The organism is Levilactobacillus tujiorum, from assembly GCF_012641185.1.
Taxonomy (GTDB): Bacteria; Bacillota; Bacilli; order Lactobacillales; family Lactobacillaceae; genus Levilactobacillus; species Levilactobacillus tujiorum.
This window is the reverse complement of sequence record NZ_JAAXLK010000018.1, coordinates 1-25,085: the sequence shown is the minus strand read 5'-3', so window position 1 is coordinate 25,085 and position 25,085 is coordinate 1. Positions and strand designations below refer to the sequence as shown.

Genomic DNA, 25,085 nt, shown 5'->3' with positions numbered 1-25,085 from the left:
ATTTATGCTGCAGAACTTTATTGATGCTTATTCTCCCGACAACTTACGCTACTTGCTCGGGGGCCTGTGGATTACCATTCTGGTTTCCGTGGTGTCGATTATCGGGAGCTTTATTATCGGGTCAATTCTCGGTGTGATTCGTTACGTGAAAATTAAGTATGTCTCAGCGGTCGTAGGATTTGTGATTGATGTTATCCGGAATCTCCCGTTACTGTTGATTCTGTTCTTCACGTACTTTGGCTTACCCAACCTAGGAGTTAAGCCGGAGATTATTCCAGCGGCTATTCTAGCCATGACCATCTTTGAATCGACGATGCTCGCAGAAATTGTGCGGTCGGGGATTCAAGCGGTCGATTCCGGTCAGATGGAAGGGGCCCGGGCCAACGGACTCACTTACTGGCAAGGGTTGTGGCACATTGTGTTGCCGCAAGCACTGGTCAAGATGATCCCCGCGATTGTGAGCCAGTTTATTTCGCTGGTTAAGGACACGTCGCTGGCGACGATCATTCTGTTGCCGGAAATGTTGTTCCGCTCACAGATCATTTACGGGCAAAATACCAATTATATCATTCCGATGTTTGTGGCGATTGCCTTGATGTACTTTATCGTGTGTTACTTGCTGTCACTGCTCTCGCGTTATTTGGAGAAGCGTCAGGCTTAACTTTACCAATTCAAACAACAGCTCACATCGTCTCCGTAGTTGGGGATGGTGTGAGCTGTTTTCTGTTTGAGGGGGGCTGTCGCCTTCCGTTCGGCAAATTTGGGCTGGAACGCGGTGGCAAGACGGCCAAAGCCATAGGGCGGTCTTTGGCCTCATCTTTGAACCGAAGATCACGTTTCAAAGATGCCGAGTACTAAGTGTGCCACTTAGTACTCCCACGACTGAGCCCAAATTTGCCTTCACTCACGGCTACGCTGGCGTCTGACGGCATACAGAACTGGCGTTACGGGACCGCAAGTCATGAGTGAAATGTGGGTGAGTATTTACTGAAGACGCTATGTTAGCCGAGAGTGAGTTCCAGTTGGGCTCAGCCGTGGGATCTGCTGGACGGCGTGAGCCGACTAGCAGATGGCGGCTTTGAGACAATGCCTTTTTTGGCTCAAAGCGAGGTTCAAGACCGTTCTTTGGCTTGAACCGTCCTGCCCACAGTGCTCCAGCCCAACTGGGACGAACGGCAGGCGAATGGCAAAGCGGACAGAAAAAGGGCCCATCGCCAGAAATTGTTGGCGATGGGCCCTTAGATCTTATTCAGTCACGACAAATTTTTTGAAACGATCGAAGTCAGCCTGTTGTAACTCAACCCGCAGTGCCGTACCAGCCGCTTCGTAGTCTGTGTTCAAGACGTTGGCGTGTTCGTTCAGGTAAGAGACGATTTCGCCGTCTGCGAAGGGAACTAGGAAGTTGGCAGTAACGTAGTTGTGGAAGACCTTTTCCTTCATGGCTTTAACCAGTAAAGCAATTGAGTCAGGGTCCTTTGCCGAGAGAATCAGTTGGTCACCGACGCGGCTAGGGTAGCTTGCTTCGGTGAGATCCGCTTTGTTGAAGACCGTAATCATCGGCACATCGGTTACACCAATTTCTTCTAAAGTCTTTTCCGTCGTCGCCATCATGGCTTCGCGGTTAGGGTCCGCATAGTCCACGACTTGAACCAGCAGATCGGCATTCGCCGCCTCAGCCAGAGTGGAACGGAAGGCCTTAACCAGTTGGGTTGGCAGCTTGCTGACAAAACCAACCGTGTCGCTCAGCAGCAGTTTCTTCTGGTCGGGGAAGACGAGTTGCCGGACACTAGTGTCGAGCGTGGCAAACAACATATCTTTAACGAAGACTTGTTTGTCCTCACTTTTACCAAATTCACGGACGAGTGCGTTCATTAACGTTGATTTACCGGCGTTGGTATACCCTACCAGCGCAACAGAAGGCAGTTGATTACGTTCGCGTTGTTGCCGCTGGGTTGCGGCCGCTTGGTTAATTTCTTTGAGTTCGTGGTTCACGTGGGTGATGGATCGTTGAATGGTACGCCGACTCATTTCCGTTTGTGATTCACCAGAACCACGGTTGGTGAAGCCACCGCCACCACCGCTACCGGTCTGTTGGTCCAGCCGTTGAGAAGCGCTGGTGTGGAGACGTGGTAATTGGTATTGCAGCATGGCCAGTTGAACTTGGAGCTTGGCTTCCCGGGATTGGGCCCGGTTGGCGAAGATTTCCAGAATCAAACCAGTGCGGTCAATAATTCTGGCTTTCGTATTGTTCTCCAAGTTCCGAATTTGGCTAGGCGTCAGCTCATCGTTGACCACCACCGTGTCTACGCCGGTATCGGCGACAATGATGGCTAATTCTTCAACTTTCCCGGTCCCAAAGTACATGCCGGGATTGGGCTTAGTCAGCGATTGCTGGACTTCTTCAGCCACTTCCATGTTGTTGGCTTCGACCAAATTTCTGAGCTCCGTCATGGAATAGTTAAACGAGGCTTGACCAGCGTTTAATCCAATCGTAATGACGGGTGTTCGTGGGGTTTCGTCCAAAAGATCACCCTCCTTTAAAGTCTATGACTTGAGTATAACATGTTTAGTCCTGAGCGAATAAACATTAGCCAGCGGAAGGGAAAGTTGGGAAGGGCAAATGACGCGAAGCGGTGATGGTCACGGAATAATGGCTAAATTTTAATGCGATTCCAAGATAAATGGTCATTGATCATTTACGAATTACGGATGATAAAGGTTGATATGAAGGAAAATGTGCCAGGAAAGGCAACTGTATCTCTCGCAGGATTACGAAAGAAAATCACTAGTTAGTCTAATTAAATTAGAAAATAGTATTGATTCTAACCTTATTTTAATTTAGAATAGTGGCTGTTACAAATTAATCCACGTCAGACACCATAGTTGGTGGAAACCCATTGTCGGCATTAACAATGAGGAAAGTTGATGGTGGTGTTAAGACTACATATATTTAGAGGGGTCGGAATGTTTATGAAGGTAAAGTCAATCGTCAAATTAGGGACGGTGGCAGCGTTGGCGACAGTCTCACTAGCTGCGTGTGGCACATCCTCTGGGAGTAAGCAAGCTAAGGATCAAACCTTAACTTGGATGGAAGCATCAACCCTGCCAACAATGGATAATTCGCTGGCAACCGATGTGGTATCGGGAGAAACGCTTAATAATACGGGTGAAGGGTTACTGAAGTTTGGTAAGAATAGCAGTACCCATCCCGGGGTAGCCAAGAGTTACACGAAGTCCAAGGATGGGAAGACGTACACGTTTAATCTGCGGAAATCCAATTGGAGTAACGGGGATAAAGTAACCGCCCAAAACTTTGTCTACGGCTGGCAACGCACCGTCAACCCGAAGACGGGGTCACAATACGCCTACCTTTACGCTGACGTGCAAAATGCCAACGCCATTATGAAGGGTAAGAAGGCCGTGTCCACTCTGGGGATCAAAGCCGTTGGCGACTACAAAGTTAAAGTGACGCTGGTTCATCCAGTGAGCTACTTCCCAACGTTAGTGGCCCAGACGGCCTTCTTCCCACAAAATGAAACGGTCGTGAAGAAGTACGGCAAGAAGTTTGGGACGAATGCCAAGAGCAACGTTTACAACGGGGCTTTCAAGCTTACATACTGGACGGGGACGTCAGACAACTGGACGTTGACGAAGAATCCAAAGTACTGGAATGCTAAGAACGTGAAACTTCATCAGATCAAGTTCAGCGCAGTTAAGGATCCCCAGACGGCTTTGAGTCAGTACCAGAGTGGGAAGCTGGACGCGATTTACCTGAGTGGTCAACAACCTAAGAACTACAAGAATGACAAAGAGTACCACGCCCGGAACAGTTCTCGAGTAACCTACATTGAATTGAACGAGAAGAAAGATTCCATGATGCGGAATGTGAAGGCCCGTCAAGCGTTGTCACTGGTCTTGAACCGGAAACAATTTGTGAATAAGGTTATGGACGACGGTTCTAAGGTTGCTACGGGAATTGTGACCAGCGGCCTGGCTATTCGTAACGGCAAGGACTTCGCTAAGGAAGGGACCATCCCAGCCGCCACTGAACATAACGTCGCTAAGGCACAGAAGCTGTGGAAGGAAGCCTTGAAGGAAACGGGTCGTAAGAATTACGCGCTGACGTTAATGGCTGATGACACTGCGCAAGGGAAGAGCACGACCGAATACGTTCAGAGTCAATGGTCCAAGCTGCCTAACTTCAAGGTCACTAACTCTAACTTGCCATACAAGACGCGGTTAACCCGTTCTGCTGCTGGCCAATTTGACGCCGTAGTGACGTTGTGGGGCGCTGACTTCCCAGATCCAATCACCGATTTGTCGTTGTTCACCTCGGATAACACTTACAATAATGGGAAGTGGTCCAACAAGACTTACGATAAATTGATCAATGAAGCCACGACGACGAATGCCAATAAGCCAGCTGCTCGTTGGCAGAATCTGATTGATGCCCAGAAGATCTTGCTGAAGGATCAAGGGATTATCCCAGTTTCTCAAAGTGGCAAGCCACAATTGGTTAAGTCCAAGGTCAAGGGTGTCATTTACTTCCCAGTCAGCTCTAACTGGGACTTCAGTAAAGCTTACATCGGTAAGTAAACAACTACTAAGCTAAGTTGCTAACCCTTAGGATAGATAAGAAAGCGGCTCTCAGAGGCAATAATAGCCTTCTGAGGGCCGTTTTCTTGTCTGATGATGGCTGGGGCGGTTAAACGATTGACGGCGAAGTTAAATCGTTTTAAGTGGGCTTTGGACGAGAAAGTGGTGGCAAAGTTCTCATAATTCGATGTTTTTTACTATTTGAATAAATTCAGTGCGCGTTTTTCTAAAAACGTGGCTAAAAATGACGATAAGGGACCAACTATTGCTGACATGCTTACGTTAGAAACAGGATAGCAATAGGCTTTATCGCCAACATGTCGATCCGATACACGAGCAGTAATGCGTACGAAATAAGAATGTATAATTAACAAATAGTCATGAAAGCGCTACCCAAAAATTGACTGACAAATGAGAAAAAATATACTTTTTAATTTTATTTTTGCACTTGAAATGCTGATATACCGGTACTTCTATTTGAATATTTAAAAAATATTAGTTTTTGCCATTGATTTTAATCTTTTTCTAATATACAATTGGAAACATCAAATTTGAGGATGTCAATTTATTTCACAGACAACACATAGAGGGGTTGGATCTTAATGAAAATCAATTCGGCAGTCAAACTAGGGACGGTGGCGACGTTCGCGGCAGTCTTGCTCGCAGCGTGTGGGTCATCATCAAATAGTTCAAGTCAAGCAAGTAAACAAACGTTAAATTGGATGGAGTCTTCGGCCTTACCATCAATGGACCTATCAACGGCAACCGACGTGGTCTCCGGTGAAACCATGAACAACACTGGTGAAGGATTACTCCGGTTTGGTAAGAAGAGTACGACTCATCCTGGGGTAGCGAAGAGCTATAAAGTTTCTAAGGATGGGAAGACGTACACCTTCAACTTACGAAAGTCTAACTGGAGTAACGGTGATAAAGTGACGGCTAAAGATTTCGTTTATGCCTGGCAACGCACCGTCAATCCCAAGACGGCTTCTCAATACGCTTACATGTACGCACCGGTTAAGAATGCCAATGAGATCATGAAGAGCCAAAAGCCAGTTTCCAGCTTAGGGATTAAGGCAGAGGGCGATTACAAGGTGGTCGTAACATTAACGCAGGCTACTGATTACTTCCCTGCATTAGTAGCGAGTCCAATGTTCTTCCCACAAAACCAATCAGTGGTTGATAAATATGGTAAGAAGTACGCGGCTAACGCGAAGAGCAACGTCTACAATGGACCATTCAAGTTAACTTACTGGACCGGGACGTCAGATAACTGGACGTTGAGTAAAAACACTAAGTACTGGAACGCAAAGAATGTTAAACTAAAGAAGATTAACTTCAAGGCGGTGAAGGATCCGCAAACATCCTTGAGTCAGTTCCAGAGTGGTAAGCTCGACGCTACTTACCTGAGTGGTCAGCAACCTAAGAACTACAAGAATGACAAGCAATACGTTGAACGGAAGGGGGCTTCAACTTTCTACATCGAAATGAACCAACGGAAAGATTCTATGATGAAGAACAAGAAGGCCCGTCAAGCATTGTCCTTGGCAATCAACCGGAAGCAGTTCGTCAACAAGGTCTTAGCCGATGGTTCTTCCGAAGCTAAAGGGTTAGTTTCCACTGGATTGATGAGCTACAAGGGCAAAGATTTCAACACCGCCTCAGCTGTTCCTGAAGCAACGGACCACGACTTAGCTAAGGCACAGAAGTTATGGAAAGAAGCTTTGAAGGAAACCGGCCGTTCAAACTACAACTTAACGTTGATGGCTGACGATACGCCAGCTGGTAAGAACACCTTGGAATTCGTTCAGAGTCAATGGTCCAAGCTGGATAACATCAAGGTTACCACCCAAAGCCTACCATTCAAGACGCGGTTAAGCCGTTCCGAAAATGGTCAGTTCCAAGCCGTTGTTTCTGGTTGGGGTGCTGATTACCCTGATGCCATCTCCTTCCTGGAAATGTTCACGAAGACTAATTCCTACAACCGTGGGAAGTGGCTCAACACTGAATACGACAATGATATCAAGGCTGCCGATGGCAAAGATGCCAACAATGAAGCAGCACGTTGGACTGATTTAGTGGATGCCCAGAAGACGTTGATGAAGGATCAAGGGATCATCCCGCTTTACCAACAAGGGAAATCACAATTAGTTAAGTCTAATGTCAAGGGTGTCATCTACTTCCCAACCGGCGCTAACTGGGACTTCAGTCACGCCTACATTTCCAAATAATATCGTTAAATTAGTCATTACGCGTAAGAGACCAACGTTATAGTGTTCCATCGGGGAGTAAGGATTAACGAAGCAGTTAGTCCTTACTTTTCGATATTTAGCAATTATTTATCGTCTTGTTGTTTTCATATAATTCTTGTTAAGCTTAATAACTTAATGGTTACGAATAAGTCTATTGATTGAGAGGTAAACAAATGGCAAAGTACCTAGCAAAGCGGATCTTTTACCTGATCCTGACCTTATTCATCGTCATTACCGTCACCTTCTTCCTGATGAAGTTGTTACCGGGGACGCCATTGACCAACCAAGCTAAGCTTTCCAAAAGCCAGATTGCGTTGATTTATCAGCAATATGGGCTGGATAAGCCGGTTTGGCAACAATACCTGTTGTACCTAGCAGGCGCTGTCAAAGGGAACTTCGGAACGTCCTTCCAATTCAGTGATCAACCCGTGTCCTACTTGCTATCAAGCCGGATTGGACCTTCCTTACAGATTGGGCTGCAAGCGATGATTTTGGGTGTCATTCTTGGAATCATCGTCGGGGCTATCGGTGCGATGAAGCAGAATACGTGGGCTGATACCACGACCACGGTGGTCTCCATCTTGGGGATTTCAATTCCTTCCTTCGTTCTGGCGGTACTGTTACAGTACTACCTGGGGTTGAAGGCCGGCTGGTTCCCAATCGCTGAATGGGGGGGCTTTATCTACACGGTATTGCCAACCTTGGCGTTGGGTGCCACTCCGTTAGCTGAATCGGCCCGGTTCGTCCGGACGGAAATGGTGGATGTGTTGAGTTCTGATTACATTGAATTAGCCAAGGCTAAGGGGTTAAGCCGCATGGGAATCATTTACCACCATGCGCTGCGGAACAGTCTGATCCCATTGATTACGATCGTGGGTCCCTTAGCGGTTAACATCATGACCGGGTCGATGGTTGTGGAAAACATCTTCTCGATTCCCGGGATTGGGGAACAATTCGTCAAGTCCGTCTTAACGAATGATTACCCAACCATCATGGGCTTGACCATCATCTATTCATTCATGTTGTGTGTCGTTCTGTTGATCACCGATATTCTTTACGGTATCGTTGATCCACGGATTCGGATCACAGGAAAGGCTAACTAGGAGGTAAATAAATGGCAGATACAGTAAAACTCCCAGAAGATAGCTTTAAGCCGATTACGGCCAATGACCGGGCGGCTTTAGATAGTGAAAAGATCGCGGCACCGTCACTAACCTTCACGCAAGATGCTTGGCGGCGGTTGAAGAAAAACCGTGGTGCCTGGGTTTCATTGATTATTTTAGGGATCATCTTTATCATGGCGTTTGGTTCCATGTTCTTCTCACCGCATAACCCGAATGCCGTTAACCCGTCCTACGCTAACCTTCCTTCGAAGATTCCCGGCGTGAACATCAACGGGTTTAATGGGACGCTGGTTCAAGCGGGACAACGGATTGACGCGTACCAACAAGCAGGGGCATCCGGTGTGCACTATATCATGGGGACCGACTACTTAGGTCGGGACCTGTTCTCCCGGGTACTCTACGGGACACGGATTTCCTTAATCATCGCGTTAGTGGCGACCTTCTTTGACCTGACCATCGGGGTGACCTACGGGTTAGTCTCCGGTTGGAAAGGTGGCCGCGTGGATACGTTCATGCAGCGGGTCATCGAAATTATCCTGTCGATTCCTAATCTGGTGATCATCGTGTTATTCATCTTGATTTTAAAGCCAGGGATGTTGTCGATTATCTTGGCCATCGCGTTAACCTCGTGGGTGAATATGGCCCGACTGGTGCGAGCGCAGACCTTGGAAATTAAGGAGCAAGAGTACGTGCTGGCCGCGAAGACGTTGGGGGAGAGTTCGTTGAAGATTGCCTTCAAACACCTCTTACCAAACCTATCGAGTGTGATCATCATCAACACGATGTTCACCATTCCTAGCGCCATCTTCTTCGAAGCAACGTTGTCCTACATCGGGATTGGGATTTCCTCACCACAAGCGTCACTAGGGACCCTGTTAAACGATGGGCAGAAGAACTTCCAGTTCCTGCCTTATCAGATGTGGTGGCCAGCACTGGTCCTATGTATCATCATGTTAGCCTTTAACCTGTTAGGTGATGGGTTGCGGGATGCATTCGATCCGCGGACGAAAGAGTAGGTGAGAGAACGTCATGGATAACGAAAAAGATATTTTAGAGGTACGAAACCTCCAAGTTAACTTCAAGACCTATGCCGGTGACGTTAAGGCTATCCGGAACGTGAGCTTTGACTTGCGGAAGGGTGAGACGTTAGCCATCGTGGGTGAATCCGGATCAGGGAAGTCCGTTACTACGCGGACGATCATGGGTTTAAACGCAACCAACGCCGATATCGTTGGGGGATCGATCCTGTACAAGGGTCAAGACTTACTGAAGAAAAGCGAAAAAGACATGCAGGCCATTCGTGGGCAAGATATCGCTGAAATCTTCCAGGATCCGATGACGTCATTGGACCCAACGATGAAGATTGGCCGGCAGATCGCCGAACCACTGATGGTTCACAAGGGCATGAAAAAAGAAAAGGCGTTAGCGCAAGCTTTGGAAATGATGAAGTTAGTCGGCATCACGGACGCTGAGAACCGGATTAATGACTATCCGCACCAATTCTCCGGGGGGATGCGGCAACGGATCGTGATTGCGATTGCGTTGATCAATTACCCTGAGGTCTTGATCGCTGATGAACCGACCACCGCTTTGGATGTGACCATTCAAGCGCAGATCCTGAACTTGATGAAGGAACTGCAAAACAAGATTTCCACGTCAATTATCTTCATCACCCACGATTTAGGGGTGGTGGCCGGTATGGCTGATCGGGTCGCCGTGATGTATGCCGGGAAGATCGTTGAGTACGGTACGGTTGATGAAATTTTCTACAACCCAAAGCACCCGTACACTTGGGGACTGTTGAGTTCCATGCCAACCTTGGATTCTAGCGGGGACTCCCTACCATCAATTCCCGGAACGCCACCAGATTTACTGGATCCGCCAACTGGGGATGCCTTCGCGGCCCGTAACGAGTATGCTTTGAAGATTGATACGGAGAAAGAACCGCCATTCTTCAAGGTGTCCGATACGCATTACGCGGCCACTTGGCTGCTCCATCCGGATGCGCCTAAGGTGACGCCACCTGCTCAGATTGTTGAGCGGCAGAAGAAGTATGCTCAGATGCAAAAAGCCTGGTTAAAGGCTCAACAGCCTACCACGCCAGTTGAAGAAGAGGAGGAACAGCAATAATGGACTACGAAAATGCCGAGAAAATCCTCGAGGTCAAGCACCTCAAACAATACTTCAACGTAGGCAAGGCCGATGAGGTCCGCGCCGTTGATGATATTTCTTTTGATATTTACAAGGGAGAAACCTTTGGGTTAGTGGGTGAGTCCGGTTCTGGGAAGACCACGACTGGCCGGGCGATTATCCACTTGTACGAGCCAACGTCAGGTGAGATTCTCTTTGATGGGAAGAACGTTGATTCCTTTACGAGCAAGCAAGATCAACGTGACTTTCGCCAAGAGATGCAGATGATTTTCCAAGATCCCTACGCTTCCCTGAATCCCCGGATGAAGGTGAAGGACATCGTTGCTGAGGGGATTGATATCAATCACTTAGCTAAGGACGATGCCGATCGGACGAAGAAGGTTGAAGACTTGCTGGAAACGGTGGGTCTGAACAAGGACCACTCCAGTCGGTACCCGCATGAATTCTCTGGTGGTCAGCGGCAACGGATCGGGATTGCCCGGGCGTTGGCCGTGAATCCTAAGTTTGTGATCGCCGATGAACCAATTTCCGCGTTGGACGTGTCGATTCAGGCCCAAGTGGTTAACCTGATGAAGAAGCTCCAACGGGAACAGGGGTTGACGTATCTCTTCATCGCCCATGATTTATCCATGGTGAAGTACATCTCCGATCGAATTGGCGTGATGCATTACGGACGGATGCTAGAGATCGCCGACGCTGACGAGATCTACGCCCACCCGCTGCATGACTACACGAAGAGTCTGTTGTCGGCCGTGCCGGTTCCCGATCCAGAGTTCGAACGGACACGTGAAGAAATTGCCTATGATGGTAGCCAAGAAAATGACGGCAAAGAACGTCACTTGGTTGAAATTTCGCCACGTCACTGGGTCCGCGCCGCTAGCGATGAAGTCTCACTGTACAAGCAACGTGCACAGGCAGCTTCCTTAATTAAAGAATAGCGTCAATGAGAAGGGTCAGGAGCTGAAAGGCTGCTGGCTTTTTTCGTCCAATCGGTCATGAAACTAAAGGTTGAAACTTAAAAAGGTTCTGTAAAGGCCGCGATATTACGCTTGAATGATTGAGAAATAGACAAACAGATAATTTCTGCCGCCTTGCCGTTCGCCAAATTGGAGCTGGAACGCTGTGGGGAGGACGGCTAGAGCCATAGAGCGGTCTCTAGCCTCGCTTTGACCCGAAGAACGCGTGTCAAAGTCGCCATTTACCAAGAAACCCACTTGGTAAATCCCACGGCTGAGCTCAAATTTAGCTAACTCTCGGCTACACAGAGATTGTCCTCTATATTTGTCGAGTGCTGATGTACCAAGCGATTAAACCAATTTGCTAATCAAAGGCTAACGTAACCGGAATCTTTGCCAGCCGCAGGTGACGGGTTTAGGCTATTTTTCAGACTAAGATCCTGGTCACTTCAGCGTTGGTAATGATCCTTTCAACCTTTAGTCATGAAATAGTAAAAGCCCCACGTAACCAGCAATTAGGTTACGTGGGGCTTTGTCGAGCGGTCTGTTAGTGAACCGGACCTTTGAAGTTGTTGTAATAATCCACGTGATACTGACCGTCAGTAACGGTCAGCTTCGTGATGCTCCCATTTTCCACGGGAACGGAAATGTCAATGTTAGAGAACTTTGATACCGTGCTTCGGATGGTGGTGCTGTGCGTCGCAATCAGGACCTTGTCACCATCGTTGGCTGCGGCGACGACCCGATCGAAGCCGGGTTGGAGGCGTGCCCAGAAGGCGGCGTTATCTTCGGCGTCACCGTAAGGATCTTGGGCGTGGAACATGTCCTTAGTCTTTTCGATGGTCAGACCAGCGATCATGTCGTTGAAGGTGTGGAACCCCTTAGGACTGCCCACGGTATGCCAAGTCTCGCCTTCGTCCATGCCTTCAAAGAAACCAAAACTTTCTTCACGAAAGGCGGGTTCAGTTTGTAAGGCGGACTGGTCCAGAGCGTTAGCGGCTAGGATGATATCTGCCGTTTTTTGAGCACGCGACATATCACTGGCATAAGCTGCCGCAAAGGGAATGTCGGTCAGTCGTTGACCAGCACGTTTAGCGTCTGCCAAGCCTTTGTCGGTGAGCGGGGCGTCAATCCACCCCTGAATGCGGAAGTATTTATTTAAGAAAGTTTGGCCGTGACGCACCAAATAGAGTTCAACTGTCGCCATGTCATTCGCTCCTTTTTAACTAATCTAATGTGATACCGTTGACGAGCTGTCAGCGGCAGTGCGGCTATCATTGTAACAGTTTTAATTGAGAATGCCTAGTTCGCGCCGAATTTCACGAGCAGTTTCTGGCGTACTGGTGAAGATGAGCCGATCGTTGAATTTCAAAAGGGTACTTCCGGTAGGCCGAACGAAATGACCGTTGCGGAAAATCTGGCTGATCGTGACATCCCCCACAAAATCGAGGTTGCGAATCTGTTGGTCGGTGTAACGCCGGTTACGGAGGGCAACTTCGTAAACGGCCGAGGTTGACGCGGTCATCAGCCGCAGCGTGGTTGGCGCTTCGATCAGGCTACGGAGCATGGCAATATTCACGTTAGGGGTGTTGTAGACTTCGATGCCTAACGCGGTCAATTCATCCTCACGCTCGTCGAGAACGTTGCGGTCTTCAAAGCGGACGATCACCCGTTTAACCCCGTAAGCTTTAGCGGCCTTCGCCAGTTCATAGTTTTTAGTGGCATTGAAGTGGCCTAAGACGACGATATCGGCGTCGAAGACATTTTGATCGATGACGTAGTCGGTATCTAAGGAATCCAGGAGTTGGACATTGACCTCGGAATTGTAGGTCTTGTAGTTGGCTGGTTTATCGGTGTACATGCTGATGTCATACCAACTGTCAGCCAGCTGTTGGGCAACGGGAACCGTGAGTAAATTCGTACCGAGAAAGTGGACGGTCGACTTCTTGAGGTCTTCCGCCTCGGCCGTATATCCGGTGTTGAAGAGCAGTGGGCCGAGGACACAGGTCAAGATGGCGGCCAGTAAGAAGGCCCCGGACTGTTGGTTGGTGACAACTTTCATGGCCTTAGCAACCTGCAAGACGGCTAGCACCATGGTGATGGTAGCCGAGGTAATCGCCATTCCAGCAAAGGCGTTGCCCCGTTTAAAGCGTAGTCGCAGGATAAAGTAGACGCCGGCTTTGGCCAAGAGATACGCGGCAAAGAAGGCGGGAATGAGGAGAATGGTAGCGGGATCGGCCAGTAACGTGCGGAGATTCAGCTCAACCCCACTCATCATGAAAAACATGGGGATGAAGAAGCCATAGCCGATGCCGTCCAGCCGGGTGCGGGTGTCCTCTTGTGGTTGTAGAAGCTTCATGACAATCCCGGCCACGAAAGCTCCGAGAATCCCTTCGGCCCCCACGGATTCGGCAATCACGACCATACTGAAGATGAGGAAAAAGGCCAAACGAATGTCGAGTTGCGTGGTGGATTTATTGATACGCTCGAAGAACGTAAAGAATGGCTTGAAGCGGCGAAACAGAACGCCGGCAGCTAGGAAGACCAGGAGGAGCAGCCAGAGTGACTGCCCACCTTTACCGAAGATCGAGGCGTAGATGGTTAGGGCAAAGAGGGGAATGATTTCTCCTAAAGCCGCAATCAGCAAGACCGTTTGACCAAAGGGCTTGCTCAAAAGCTCCTTTTCTTTGAGCGTTGCGATCACAATCCCTAGTGAAATGGTCATGAAGATGATGGCCGCTAGCCAAGGGTCTTTGAAGAGCCCGGTCCATTGACAAATGAAGCCCAGTAGGAGCGAGCTGATCGCGATGACGGCATAGCTGCTCACCGCAATGAATACGGGAGAATACTTCGGCGCCTGGCCCGCCACTTTGGCCGCCAGTGGGGTCTGGGGTTGTTTACGCCGATTGAAGAGGCTAAAATCGATTTCCATCCCACTGAGAAACATCAGGAAGATAACCCCAGTATTGGAGAGTAAGGTTAAGGTTTCGCTGGTGTGGACAACGTTGAATAGGCTGGGTCCCAGCATGATCCCCACTAGGATTTCCACCACGGCGGTTGGCAGCACGGTCAGGTTGAATTTAGCCATGACCAGTGGCGTGACTAACGCGGCGGCTAGAATAATTAACACAGAAATTTGGTCCAAAAATGTCACCCCCGAAAAAATATCGTCTCAATTATACCAAAGTTATGCCAATCTAACCGATTGTAGGTGTTGAGAAATTGTTGAACTTGGTTGATATTGAATTGCGCCTTACCGTTCGCCAAATTTGAGCTGGAACGCTGTGGGGAGAACCGGCCTAAGCCATAGAGCGGTCTTAGGCCTCGCTTTGAGCCGAGAATCATGTCTCAAAGGCGCCATTTACCAAGAAAACCACTTGGTAAATCCCACGGCTGAGCTCAAATTTGGCTCACTCACGGCTACACTGGATGTCGACAATTATTGCGCCTTACCGGTCAACAGATACAGTGTTCTTGGGTAGTTGAGGTAATGACTGATAAGGTTGTCATCAATTGCTTCTGAAACGCTGAGTAGCCACGCTTCCAAACTATTGTCGTGGTAAAACACAATCAAAGCCGGAGTGCGACCAATTTGGACTAAGTTATGGATGTGAATTACTGCTAACACTGAAATGCGATGGGTGCTTTATCTTTCCCCATTTAGTAATCGGTACTAAGCAGTCACAATTCTTTATTTATAAGGGGATTAAGTGTACAATTGTAAGTCGAATTATTGTGCCTAGAATCACTGAATTTGGGGGAGTGTGAGACAATAGTAATCCGGCATTACCGCTGGATTGATCTTGTCTGATGGTCTTTATCGGTGATATCTGGGGTCCTTGGTATAACGTTTAGTTAGCCCAGTTAATTTGAGGAGGGATTGGCTTGCCAGATTCAATTAAGGCTCACGAACAGAAACATTTAGACGCGGTAGTTGCGAAGATTAAGGTCGCACAAGCCGAATCTAAGAAGCGCATCGATTCTGCCGAAGATGACGAGGCGGGAATTCGCAAGAACTTTGTCAATGATTTACGAATCAAGACGGATAGCTATGAAGGTATTCTGGAAACGGCTCTGTCGGTTCGGCAACAACAACAATTACTGGCAGAACGCCAGAATAGTTGGCAACATGCCACCACTGAGCTCAGTACGCTGAAACGCTTGGAGAAAAAGTCCTACTTTGCACGGATTGATTTTCAAGAGGGCGCTAAAGCCAAGCCAGAGACCATTTACATCGGGCTGGGGTCATTTTCAGACTCGCCGGATCATTTCTTGATCTACGATTGGCGGGCTCCCATCTCGAGTATCTATTACGATGGTGAGCTGGGGAACGTGAGCTACCAAACGCCGGATGGCGAGCAGACCGTCAATGTTCAGCTGAAGCGTCAGTTCCAGATTGAAGACGGGACGATCATTACCCTGTACGATACTGATCAGACCGTGACAGATCAGATGCTCTTATCGGCGTTGAGCGAACACTCCGACACCAAGATGAAGAGTATTGTGACCACCATTCAAAAGGAACAGAACCGAATCATTCGGGATACGGGGTCCGATTTACTCTTTGTTCAAGGAGCTGCAGGGTCTGGGAAGACGGCGGCGATTCTCCAACGGGTGGCCTACCTGCTGTACCGGTATCGAGGCCATTTGACAGCCGGACAAGTCATGCTCTTCTCGCCTAACCAATTATTTAATGACTATATTGACCAAGTGTTGCCTGAATTAGGGGAGCACAACATGGTTCAAATGACGTACTACCAGTACGCTGGTCGGCGGTTACCGAAGATTGATGTGGAGACGCTGGCCCAACGCTTTGGCGAGGTCAATACGCCCGCACAAAAGCGGATTAATCGGTTGAAGGGGAGTCTAGACTTCTTTGATGCCGTGACCGGATATGCGGATCACCTGGAAAGCAAGGATATGGTTTTCCGGAACATTAAATTTAACGGTAAGGTCTTTATTCCTAAAGAAAAAATTCAAGAGATTTACTACAGTTTTAACCGTAATTATCATTTGGCTAACCGGCTACAGGCGACGAAGGAAGCCCTGGTGCGGATTTTGAACCGCCGGATTTCCAGCGAAATGAAGGCCAAATGGGTTGAAGAAAAAATTCAGGACCTCGATCGTGAAGAGCTGAATGCGCTGTACGGTGAGGATCCACGTGAGTTTGAATCAGCTGATAAGGAATTTCAATTTTTAGCGCGTAAAGTCGTTATGCAAGCCTTTAGTCCCATTCGAAAGGCGATTGTGCGGGCCCGGTTCTTAAGCATTAACAATCAATACGTGCATATGCTGCGGGACATGCCGAACCGCATTGAGCTGAGTGACTATCGGATCAGTGAGGCCGACTGGCAAGCGGGCGTGGAAGAAACGATTGCTAAACTCCGCGATCACAGCATGCAGTTAGTGGATACGACGCCGTATCTGTACCTGTACGATAAGATGACGGGGAAGTCCGGCGAACGGGATATGCGTTACGTTTTCTTGGATGAAATTCAAGACTACAACGCCTTTCAGTTGGCCTTCCTGAAGTTTAGTTTTCCACGGGCACGCTTCACGATGCTCGGGGATCTTAATCAGGCGATCTTCACCAAAGAGAACAGTCGGACGTTGCTACAAGAACTCAGTACGATGTTTGATCCGGATAAGACTAAGGTCGTCCAACTCACGCAGTCGTACCGGTCAACGCAACAGGTGACCGACTTCACCAAGCATATCTTGAAGAACGGCGAGGCAGTTACCGCCTTTGATCGCGAGGGTGAATTGCCAACGGTGACGGTGGCTGCGGATGAAGATGCCGCCTTACAACACGTGATTGCTCAGGTTCAACAGAATAACGCGGAGGATGAAACGACCGCAATTATTGGGAAGGACTTGGCAGATTGCCGTGACCTGACGGAAAAGCTACGTGCCCAGGGTGTGGCGGTAACGTTGATTCAATCTGAGAACCAACGGCTGGCGCCCGGCGTCATCGTGGTGCCATCATTCTTGGCTAAGGGGTTGGAATTCGATGCCGTGATTGTCTGGCACGCCTCTGCCAGTCGGTATGGTGCCGATGACGAGCGGCAGTTGTTGTATACGATCTGCTCGCGGGCGATGCACCGGTTGAGCTTGGTGGCGGTTGGCGAATTGTCACCACTGCTGAACGCTGTGCCGACGGACGAGTATGAAGTAACGGAGTAAGATGTCGTTAGAACTTGTGCGACTAGGATCATGAAATCAAGTAAACGTTAGGCCAGACCCGATTGGGGCCTGGCCTTTCTTGTAGGCTGATAATCTAAAGGTTGAAACTTAAAAGGGCTCTGTGAAGGCCGCGGCATTACGCTTGAATGATTGAAAAATAGACAAACAGATAATCTCTGCCGCCTTGCCGTTCGCCAAATTTGAGCTGGAACGTTGTGGGGAGGACGGCTAGAGCCATAGAGCGGTCTCTAGCCTCGCTTTGAGCCGAAAAATCACGTCTCAAAGTCGCCATTTACCAAGAAAGTCACTTGGTAAATCCCACGGCTGAGCTCAAATTTAGCTCACTCTCGGCTACACAGATATTGTCATCTATATTTGCTAAGTGCTGATGTACCAATCGATTAAACCAATTTACTAATCAAAGGCTAACATAACCGGAGGAGGGCAGAGGTGGAGCCAGCTGTGTCGACGGTGTTAGCCGATTTCGGCTTACAGCGTGGGACGTGTTTGGAGATCGGTGAACTTCCGAGCTTCAAACCGAGCCGGAGGACCGCTTCTCAGGCCGCAGGCGGTCCCCACAGCAGGCGGAATCTCTGCCAGCCGCAGGTGACGGGTTTAGACTATTCTTCAGACTAAAATCCTGGTCACTTCAGCGTTGGTGATGTTCAATCTTTAGCTGATAATGGCGAAACAGATGACTTGGGTTTCTGGGCGAAATTCAGCGTTATCTGCGGTATAATGGGGCTAATTATTTCTGAAAAAGTTGAGGTGTCCTCATGGCAGATCCCATCAATTACAACGCATTCACCCGAGCGCAGTGGCGTGCATTTTCTGATGATGCAACGTTACCGTTGACTCAGGAAAGTTTGCGCCAGATTAAAGCATTTAATGATCGAATTTCACTCCAAGATGTGCAAGATATTTATATTCCCTTGATTCACTTGCTGCGGTTGGAATTTGACCACTACCAACAGTTGCAGCAGGACAAGGCCCACTTCTTACAGCGCCCGGCGCACCGAGTGCCCTTTATCATCGGAATTGCCGGGAGTGTGGCCGTGGGGAAGAGTACCACGGCCCGGTTGCTCGAGGTGCTGCTCAATCACTATTTCCAAGGGCAACGCATCCAGTTGATTACGACCGATGGTTTCTTGTATAGCAATGAGGAACTGAAGAAACGCAATTTAATGGCGCGTAAAGGCTTTCCGGAAAGCTACGACATGGCGGGGCTAATCCAGTTCTTGAACAACGTTAAGGCGGGAAAACCGCTGATTAAGGCGCCGGTCTATTCGCATAAAATCTATGATATTGTGCCGGAACAATTTGATTATATTGTTCATCCGGATGTCTTGATTGTCGAGGGGATCAACACCCTTCAGTTGCCGACCAATGAACAGATTTATGTGAGTGACTTTACGGATTTCTCGTTATACGTGGATGCTGATCCGGGATTAATCGAGGATTGGTTCTTGGAACGGTTTGATTTGCTGCTGAATACGGCCTTTCAAGATCCGACCAACTACTACTATCCGTATGCCATTGGCGGCCATGATCAGGCGATTGCCAAGGCTAAACAAGTTTGGCGAGATATTGATCTGAAAAATCTGAAAGAATACATTCTGCCGACGCGGAACAGAGCGGATATGATTATTCATAAGACGTTCCATCACCGGGTGGATCGACTGTTGTTGCGTAAGTATTAGGGGGTGACCGCATGTTACGCGATGCAACGATTGTGGATGCGGACTCGGTCGCCATGCTAGTGCTACACGAGCTGGAGCGGCGTCAGTTACGACGCCTGCGTCGGTTGAGTAAGGAGCAGCTGTCGCAGTTGCTCTTTGTCGGATACCATCAACCGCGGTTTCGCTATGGTTATCCGCAGGCCCGGGTCTACCAGAATCAGGGCGTGGCCGTAGGGGTGGCTTATGGCTATCCGGCGGCGATTGAGTCGACCTTGGATAATCAATGGACCGCATTGTTTGCGCGACTACAGGTGACGCCACCGCAGCAATTAGTGGTAACGCCACGCGCCCGTCCAGATGAATGGTATCTGGACATGTTGACGGTTCGAGCGCGCTATCAGGGGAAGACCTACCAGCAGAAATGGTTCGACGAGTGGTTGCTGGGCGATGCGATTCACCGGGCGAAGCAGACGACCGCAGTTGCCATGGGGATGGACGTCCGTCCCGGTAGCCAGTTGGCTAAGTTAGCCGCCCAGTTTGGGTTCGTCGCGGTGGAACGGCGTAAATTAGATCGCCAGACCTACTTTCACTTGCGCTTAAAGTTACGTGAGAAAACGGATACACAACTATAGGTAGTAAACTGGTCGATTAACGGGTGAATTAATTCTGATGGTTTTCTGTTACATTTAGATTGACCCGCGTTTGAGAAATCTGTATGATATATACAATGTTGAAAAAGAAGAAAGGGTGAATGGCTTGGCAAACGTTGATATGTCCAAATTCGATAAAATCATCGTCTTGGACTTCGGAAGTCAATACAATCAATTGATTACGCGCCGGATTCGTGACATGGGCGTTTACTCCGAACTAAAGGCTCACACCATGAGCGCCGCTGAAATCAAGGCTTGGGGCCCCAAGGGAATCATCTTCTCTGGTGGACCGAATAGTGTGTACGATGGCAGTGCGTTCAATGTTGATCCTGAGATCTTTGAATTGGGTATTCCAATTTTAGGGATTTGTTATGGGATGCAGCTGATGGCCCACAGTTTGGCCGGTGGGAAGGTAGAATCTGCTGATAACCGGGAATACGGGCGGGCAGATATTACCGTTCTGAGTGATGAAGCAAAGCTATTCAAAGATACACCTAAGCAACAGACGGTGTGGATGAGCCACGGCGACTTGGTCACCCAAGTGCCAGATGGTTTCGAACGCGTCGCTACGAGCGAGAACTGCCCGATTTCAGCGATGCAAGACACGACCCGTAACTTCTATGGGATTCAATTCCACGCGGAAGTCCGGAACACGGAATACGGAAATGACATTTTGAAGCACTTCGCTTTTGATGTCTGCCAGGCAGAGGCTAATTGGTCAATGGATGACTTCATTGATTTACAGATTGAACACATCCGCGAGGTCGTTGGTGACAAGCGCGTCCTGCTGGGGCTGTCCGGTGGGGTCGATTCATCCGTGGTTGGCGTGCTGCTGCACAAGGCCATCGGGACGCAATTGACCAGTATTTTCGTTGATCACGGCCTGTTGCGGAAGGGTGAAGCCCAGCAAGTGATGGACAGTTTGGAAGGTAAATTCGGACTGAACATCGTTAAGGTTGACGCACAGGACCGTTTCCTCGGGAAGTTAGCTGGGGTCACGGAACCTGAAAAGAAGCGCAAGATCATCGGTAATGAGTTCATTCAAGTCTTTAACGATGAGGCTCAGAAGCTGGATGGTATCGACTTCTTGGCCCAAGGGACGCTCTACACCGACGTGATTGAAAGTGGGACTGATACGGCCCAGACGATCAAGTCACACCATAACGTGGGTGGTTTGCCGGAAGATATGCACTTCCAGTTGATCGAACCGCTCCGTTCCTTATTCAAGGATGAAGCCCGTGAATTGGGTGAAAAGCTGGGGATGCCAAGCGAACTCGTTTGGCGGCAACCATTCCCTGGTCCTGGTTTAGGGATTCGCGTTCTGGGTGAAATCACGCCAGAAAAGTTACAAATCGTTCGCGATAGTGACTTAATTCTGCGTGAAGAAATCAAGAAGGCCGGCCTCGACCGCGATATTTGGCAATACTTTACGGTCTTACCAAACATCAAGAGTGTCGGTGTCATGGGTGATGGCCGGACTTACGACTACGCCGTGGGTATCCGCGCTGTCACGTCCATCGATGGGATGACGGCCGACTTCGCACGGATTCCATGGGACGTTCTGCAGGAGATTTCTGTGCGGATCGTAAATGAAGTGGATCACGTGAACCGCATTCTGTATGATGTGACGAGTAAGCCACCTTCGACTATAGAGTGGGAATAAATTATATATCCCACTTAGATAGAGATCGTTGAGAATCAAGGATTCTACTGGGTGTTAATACACCGAAAAGATAGATAAAACGACATGGTTGTTTGCCAAATGTTTGCCAAAGACAAACCAATGTCGACGTAAAAATGCTTCGTATCGTTTATTTTGATACGAAGCATTTTTTATATTTCATTTAGAATATCTGAAAAAGATTTTGCAATTTTGTCGGCCTTAACTGAATTCATGTTCTCAAATTGTTTAAGCAAATAATTTACGTTGGGTGGAAGCTCAGGGGTTATGTTTTCGATATCCGTACTTTTTAACAACTGAGAGATATCGGTATCAAGTGTTTGAGCGATTTGATTTAACTTCTGAACACTAATATTTTGATGATTCGTATGCTCTAATCTTGAGATGAAGTTAGTGGAGAGGTGACTATATTCTGCTAATTTTTCTTGGCTTAATCCCAAAACCCTTCGTCTAGCTCGAATGTTCTCCCCAATGATAAGGTTAATATCCATATTCGCAATACCCCACTATAAATTGATGTGTATGTCTTGAATATAGTTGCTTTCAATACACTATTTAACAACTTATAGTACCTGATTGGAATCGAACATATATATTTGATTTTTTTGATTAAAATTGCTTATGATGTGGTATAATTTTGTTTATATGATGTTGTTCAAAAAATATTAACACAATTGACTTTAGCGATGAATATGTAAGAAGGTAATTTCATGAGCCCTAAAGGCCATTGTTATCCCTTATTTGAGTATGAAAGCTTTATTAAAGAGATGTGGTTGGAGACTGGGCTGTGAAGCTCATACGCTATGTATGTGGCAGTCATAAGCTTCTATGTTGTGAGGTAGTATTTGGAAAACAGCATTCATAAAGGTTCAACTTAGTCAGTTATATAATTCACCTAATCAGGGGTGAAAATACTTTAAGGAGAAGATCAATATGAATAAGGGATTAAAGAAATCATTATTAGTTTCAGTTGCTGCATTATCACTAGGAGTTGGATTTACTGTTATAAATGAAACAGCCACAACAAAAGTTATGGCTGCTAAGAAGTATAAGGTTGTTAAGACTAAGAAGTTGAAGAAGTATCGAGTATCATATAAAAAGAATGGTCCAGTTTATAGTAAAGCAAATCTTTCTAAGAAGCGGACTACACTTAAGAAGATCAAAAAGGATAAGTTATATGTGACAAAGCAAGAAACAGTACGTAAGCATACTAAGAAAGGTAAAGCATATAATTCTCGTTATCTTTATGTGAAGGATATGAGTCATTCTAAGAAGAGTGGTTGGGTACATAACTCACATATTAAAAAGTATAAGAAGAGCAAGAAGTCACAAAAGTTAAATTGGACTTATGAATCTTTTGGTAATGATTCATCAGAAAAGAATGTCAAGTCATATAGTTATTCTCAAGGTATCCAAATTGCTAAGCAAGATTTGATTAAGTTTATTGAAAATGAACGTGCTAAGGCTGGTGTTTCACCTTGGATTCATGATGCAGGTGCTCAACAAGTTGCAGATATTCGAGCTCAACAAGCAGCTCAACTCAAGATGCAAAGTCATTATACCGATCCTGAAACTGGTAAAATTGCAATTTATCCAAATTCTTCAGCTAAGATGCCAATGTTCAATAAGGTTGAGACAGATCTTGGATTCCTTAACAATCCTTGGGATAATTCAATGTTAACTCATTCAAATGAAGCAATTGCTCAATTTGGTAGATTTACAAATGAGCACAATGAGATTACTAAGGATTCTATTCAAGATGATTTAAATGGTGGAGCAAAAACTATGATTACTTCTGATGAAGATAGTAACAATGGTCATAAAAATATGCTCTTAAGTTCAAGTCTAGTATACTACGGATTTGGTATGGCAACAACTAAAGATCAAGATGGGGACAATGTAACTTATATTGTGATTATCTCATCAGCTGCTCCACTCACAAAGGCAAATGCATCAAGTGCTTCTTCTAATTCTTCCTCATCAAAGACTACAGTTGTAGACCCTGATGCCATTCCTCGCAGTCAAGATGATAAGAATTATGTTGGCTCTTCAGCGTGGAAGGCAGATCAAGCTAAGAAAACTCAGTTAGTAACTACACAGCAATAAGTTTTCACTCTCTAAGCCTTCATTCTATAGATTTAATTTTATAGAGATATCTCAGGAGAATTACTCCAACTTCAGTGATTTCACTGTATAGAACTATCCCATCTATATAGTGCTGTTAAGTAAACTCTAGTATTATCTTAGACATGTTCACCCCTAAAATCCTAAGTCCCTTAGGTAAAAGATACATCCTGATTTGACTCAGGTGGATGTTGGAATACATGAGAAGTGGAGCAAAACCGTTTATTTGAGCGGTTTTGCTCCATTTTTTTACATTAAAACATCCGTTATTGGTGTTTTATGGTATATACGAATATTGAAAAATATGTGGGATGAAAATTTAATTAGACATTTCGTATAACTAAAGCGATTGTTGATAAAATAAATTTAAATAAATGGATAGAATGCCTAGCTCTTTTTAACAATTTACTTGAAGTGTGCAAATTATGTGGTTTCTCGGCTAGATTTTCTATTTTTAATTTCGTCTTCTGATACATTGAGTTCACCAGGTTAAGAAAGGAGGATACACATGAATTGAAGGAGGTTGTAATATGTGAGATTAAAAAAGAATTTTCTATTAAACAGGATTGTACTTTACTGAAATTTCAATTAATGAAAGGAATTGATTAACGTGGCACGTATTCCATTACAAGGGGTCAACAAAGCACTGGTAGAGTCTAAGGAAATTCGGAATCTTTTCGTAGATCATAAGAGAACGGATAAAGTTGAGGGAATTAATTTGCTTGCTTATCCACTTGGAAAACTTGTAGATGTCATGAAACCAAAAGGCATGATTAAAATTAAGCTGCCTAACGAGAAGTTTGAAGTTCAAGAGGGACAAAAGGTTGAGTTAATTAATTTAACGGTTACGCCATATACGAGGCTGGGAGAGAAATTTGTGCGGTATTCATATAATGCGGATGGATTCAAACCAATTGGTAGTGATGGAATGAGTTCTGAAGGAGATGAGGAGTAATGAAATATAATCCCTTTAGAAAACGTCGGAAGATTTTCATTACTGAGGACGTGCAAAAACGGATAAATGTGAAGTTAGGAATTGGGGTAATTGGTACTTTGATTATTTTGCTCGTACTTCCACGGGGGAAATTGGTAGCCTTAGGGCTATTGTACCTGTTACTGAATATGGATTACGTTATTGATTTTATCGAAGGGGTGCAAGTAAGGCGTTTTTCATCATTCAAGGATCTAGTAACGAGAGTTGTAGTGCGACATCAGGTTTCTAAAGTATTAATTCGAAACATTGTACGTCAAGCCAGATACTATCAACTTTTAGGCAATATAGATGTGATACGTGTACCATTTGTTAATTGCTATGTTTCTAACGGAAATGGACAATTTTCTGGTCAGATAGAAGTGGAACAATTACCAGAGCTGGAGAACGTCTTTAATGAACCGGATATGATTGCTACTTTGAATTCTGCTTTTAGAAATATGACGAAGAATTTAAGAATTACGGATACACAGGTATCTAAAACTGGAAACTCGGTTACATTGGATTTGGAAAATGTGAATATTGATTCTCAGCTCAAAATCACAAACGGAAATGATATCCCTATCTATGATAAGTACCATGTTGAACTAGGGACTGTCTGAAAACTAAAAATTCAGGTATAATCTGAGGAAAAACGAATCGAGGCATTCCGATGACAACACCTAAACGATACGAACTGGAAGATGCTCAGTGGGACC

The 25,085-nt window shown here is 46.7% G+C and carries 18 protein-coding genes; 14 read left to right on the top strand and 4 right to left on the bottom strand.

Annotated elements, in window-relative coordinates:
- Positions 1 to 7 precede the first annotated feature (7 nt).
- Positions 8 to 661: an amino acid ABC transporter permease gene (locus HF569_RS09205; RefSeq protein ID WP_211089066.1), complete on the top strand. Its 654-nt coding sequence runs from the start codon at positions 8 to 10 to the stop codon at positions 659 to 661.
- A 584-nt stretch (positions 662 to 1,245) separates the two neighbouring features.
- Here the strand turns inward: HF569_RS09205 and hflX are convergent.
- Complete coding sequence (gene hflX / locus HF569_RS09200) at positions 1,246 to 2,523, bottom strand: GTPase HflX (RefSeq protein WP_168902207.1); 1,278 nt, start codon at positions 2,521 to 2,523, stop codon at positions 1,246 to 1,248.
- Positions 2,524 to 2,970: 447 nt separating this feature from the next.
- On the opposite strand from hflX, the gene HF569_RS09195 reads away from it, so the two are divergent.
- From HF569_RS09195 to HF569_RS09170, 6 genes are all read left to right on the top strand, one after another.
- A complete protein-coding gene (locus HF569_RS09195; protein ID WP_168902206.1) occupies positions 2,971 to 4,596 on the top strand; it encodes a peptide ABC transporter substrate-binding protein in 1,626 nt (541 codons plus the stop codon).
- Between the two features lie 602 nt (positions 4,597 to 5,198).
- Positions 5,199 to 6,827, top strand: coding sequence for a peptide ABC transporter substrate-binding protein (locus HF569_RS09190; RefSeq protein WP_168902205.1), 1,629 nt, complete (start codon positions 5,199 to 5,201; stop codon positions 6,825 to 6,827).
- A 194-nt stretch (positions 6,828 to 7,021) separates the two neighbouring features.
- Positions 7,022 to 7,951, top strand: coding sequence for an oligopeptide ABC transporter permease (gene opp3b, locus HF569_RS09185; RefSeq protein ID WP_168850115.1), 930 nt, complete (start codon positions 7,022 to 7,024; stop codon positions 7,949 to 7,951).
- A gap of 11 nt (positions 7,952 to 7,962) precedes the next feature.
- Complete coding sequence (locus HF569_RS09180) at positions 7,963 to 8,988, top strand: ABC transporter permease (RefSeq protein ID WP_168850116.1); 1,026 nt, start codon at positions 7,963 to 7,965, stop codon at positions 8,986 to 8,988.
- A 13-nt stretch (positions 8,989 to 9,001) separates the two neighbouring features.
- Entirely contained in the window at positions 9,002 to 10,102 is a 1,101-nt protein-coding gene (locus HF569_RS09175; RefSeq protein WP_168902204.1) for an ABC transporter ATP-binding protein, read from the top strand.
- Positions 10,102 to 11,061 carry an ABC transporter ATP-binding protein gene (locus tag HF569_RS09170; RefSeq protein WP_168902203.1) on the top strand — a complete coding sequence of 320 codons (960 nt, stop codon included), beginning with the start codon at positions 10,102 to 10,104 and terminating at the stop codon, positions 11,059 to 11,061. Before HF569_RS09175 ends, HF569_RS09170 begins: the two co-directional genes overlap by 1 nt.
- Before the next feature lie 565 nt (positions 11,062 to 11,626).
- Here HF569_RS09170 and HF569_RS09165 read toward each other — a convergent pair.
- Complete coding sequence (locus HF569_RS09165) at positions 11,627 to 12,286, bottom strand: histidine phosphatase family protein (RefSeq protein ID WP_168902202.1); 660 nt, start codon at positions 12,284 to 12,286, stop codon at positions 11,627 to 11,629.
- Between the two features lie 81 nt (positions 12,287 to 12,367).
- On the bottom strand, positions 12,368 to 14,224 hold the full coding sequence (locus HF569_RS09160; protein WP_168902201.1) for a cation:proton antiporter domain-containing protein: 1,857 nt from the start codon (positions 14,222 to 14,224) through the stop codon (positions 12,368 to 12,370).
- 740 nt (positions 14,225 to 14,964) lie between these two features.
- Here HF569_RS09160 and helD point away from each other — a divergent pair.
- From helD to guaA, 4 genes are all read left to right on the top strand, one after another.
- Complete coding sequence (helD, locus tag HF569_RS09155) at positions 14,965 to 17,262, top strand: RNA polymerase recycling motor HelD (protein ID WP_168902200.1); 2,298 nt, start codon at positions 14,965 to 14,967, stop codon at positions 17,260 to 17,262.
- A gap of 776 nt (positions 17,263 to 18,038) precedes the next feature.
- A complete protein-coding gene (coaA, locus tag HF569_RS09150) occupies positions 18,039 to 18,962 on the top strand; it encodes a type I pantothenate kinase (protein WP_168850467.1) in 924 nt (307 codons plus the stop codon).
- 11 nt (positions 18,963 to 18,973) lie between these two features.
- A complete protein-coding gene (locus tag HF569_RS09145) occupies positions 18,974 to 19,573 on the top strand; it encodes a hypothetical protein (RefSeq protein WP_168902199.1) in 600 nt (199 codons plus the stop codon).
- Between the two features lie 139 nt (positions 19,574 to 19,712).
- Complete coding sequence (guaA, locus tag HF569_RS09140; protein WP_211089704.1) at positions 19,713 to 21,254, top strand: glutamine-hydrolyzing GMP synthase; 1,542 nt, start codon at positions 19,713 to 19,715, stop codon at positions 21,252 to 21,254.
- 170 nt (positions 21,255 to 21,424) lie between these two features.
- Here the strand turns inward: guaA and HF569_RS09135 are convergent, their stop codons facing one another.
- On the bottom strand, positions 21,425 to 21,763 hold the full coding sequence (locus tag HF569_RS09135; protein WP_168902197.1) for a helix-turn-helix domain-containing protein: 339 nt from the start codon (positions 21,761 to 21,763) through the stop codon (positions 21,425 to 21,427).
- A 442-nt stretch (positions 21,764 to 22,205) separates the two neighbouring features.
- Between HF569_RS09135 and HF569_RS09130 the strand changes: the two genes are divergently transcribed.
- The 3 genes from HF569_RS09130 to HF569_RS09120 all read left to right on the top strand — a co-directional run bounded on the left by HF569_RS09130 (position 22,206) and on the right by HF569_RS09120 (position 24,989).
- A complete protein-coding gene (locus tag HF569_RS09130; RefSeq protein WP_168902196.1) occupies positions 22,206 to 23,378 on the top strand; it encodes a hypothetical protein in 1,173 nt (390 codons plus the stop codon).
- 628 nt (positions 23,379 to 24,006) lie between these two features.
- Complete coding sequence (locus tag HF569_RS09125; RefSeq protein WP_168902195.1) at positions 24,007 to 24,351, top strand: hypothetical protein; 345 nt, start codon at positions 24,007 to 24,009, stop codon at positions 24,349 to 24,351.
- A complete protein-coding gene (locus HF569_RS09120; protein ID WP_168902194.1) occupies positions 24,351 to 24,989 on the top strand; it encodes a hypothetical protein in 639 nt (212 codons plus the stop codon). The genes HF569_RS09125 and HF569_RS09120 overlap by 1 nt, the downstream gene beginning before the upstream one ends.
- Positions 24,990 to 25,085: the final 96 nt, after the last annotated feature.

Excerpts from the sequence above, each read along its gene's own strand:
- HF569_RS09120 (WP_168902194.1), top strand. The coding sequence starts at position 24,351 with ATGAAATATAATCCCTTTAGAAAACGTCGGAAGATTTTCATTACTGAG.
- coaA (WP_168850467.1), top strand. The coding sequence starts at position 18,039 with ATGGCAGATCCCATCAATTACAACGCATTCACCCGAGCGCAGTGGCGT.
- HF569_RS09195 (WP_168902206.1), top strand. The coding sequence starts at position 2,971 with ATGAAGGTAAAGTCAATCGTCAAATTAGGGACGGTGGCAGCGTTGGCG.
- HF569_RS09190 (WP_168902205.1), top strand. The coding sequence starts at position 5,199 with ATGAAAATCAATTCGGCAGTCAAACTAGGGACGGTGGCGACGTTCGCG.
- HF569_RS09145 (WP_168902199.1), top strand. The coding sequence starts at position 18,974 with ATGTTACGCGATGCAACGATTGTGGATGCGGACTCGGTCGCCATGCTA.
- HF569_RS09165 (WP_168902202.1), bottom strand. The coding sequence starts at position 12,286 with ATGGCGACAGTTGAACTCTATTTGGTGCGTCACGGCCAAACTTTCTTA.
- HF569_RS09175 (WP_168902204.1), top strand. The coding sequence starts at position 9,002 with ATGGATAACGAAAAAGATATTTTAGAGGTACGAAACCTCCAAGTTAAC.
- guaA (WP_211089704.1), top strand. The coding sequence starts at position 19,713 with ATGTCCAAATTCGATAAAATCATCGTCTTGGACTTCGGAAGTCAATAC.
- HF569_RS09135 (WP_168902197.1), bottom strand. The coding sequence starts at position 21,763 with ATGGATATTAACCTTATCATTGGGGAGAACATTCGAGCTAGACGAAGG.
- HF569_RS09130 (WP_168902196.1), top strand. The coding sequence starts at position 22,206 with ATGAATAAGGGATTAAAGAAATCATTATTAGTTTCAGTTGCTGCATTA.
- opp3b (WP_168850115.1), top strand. The coding sequence starts at position 7,022 with ATGGCAAAGTACCTAGCAAAGCGGATCTTTTACCTGATCCTGACCTTA.
- HF569_RS09180 (WP_168850116.1), top strand. The coding sequence starts at position 7,963 with ATGGCAGATACAGTAAAACTCCCAGAAGATAGCTTTAAGCCGATTACG.
- HF569_RS09170 (WP_168902203.1), top strand. The coding sequence starts at position 10,102 with ATGGACTACGAAAATGCCGAGAAAATCCTCGAGGTCAAGCACCTCAAA.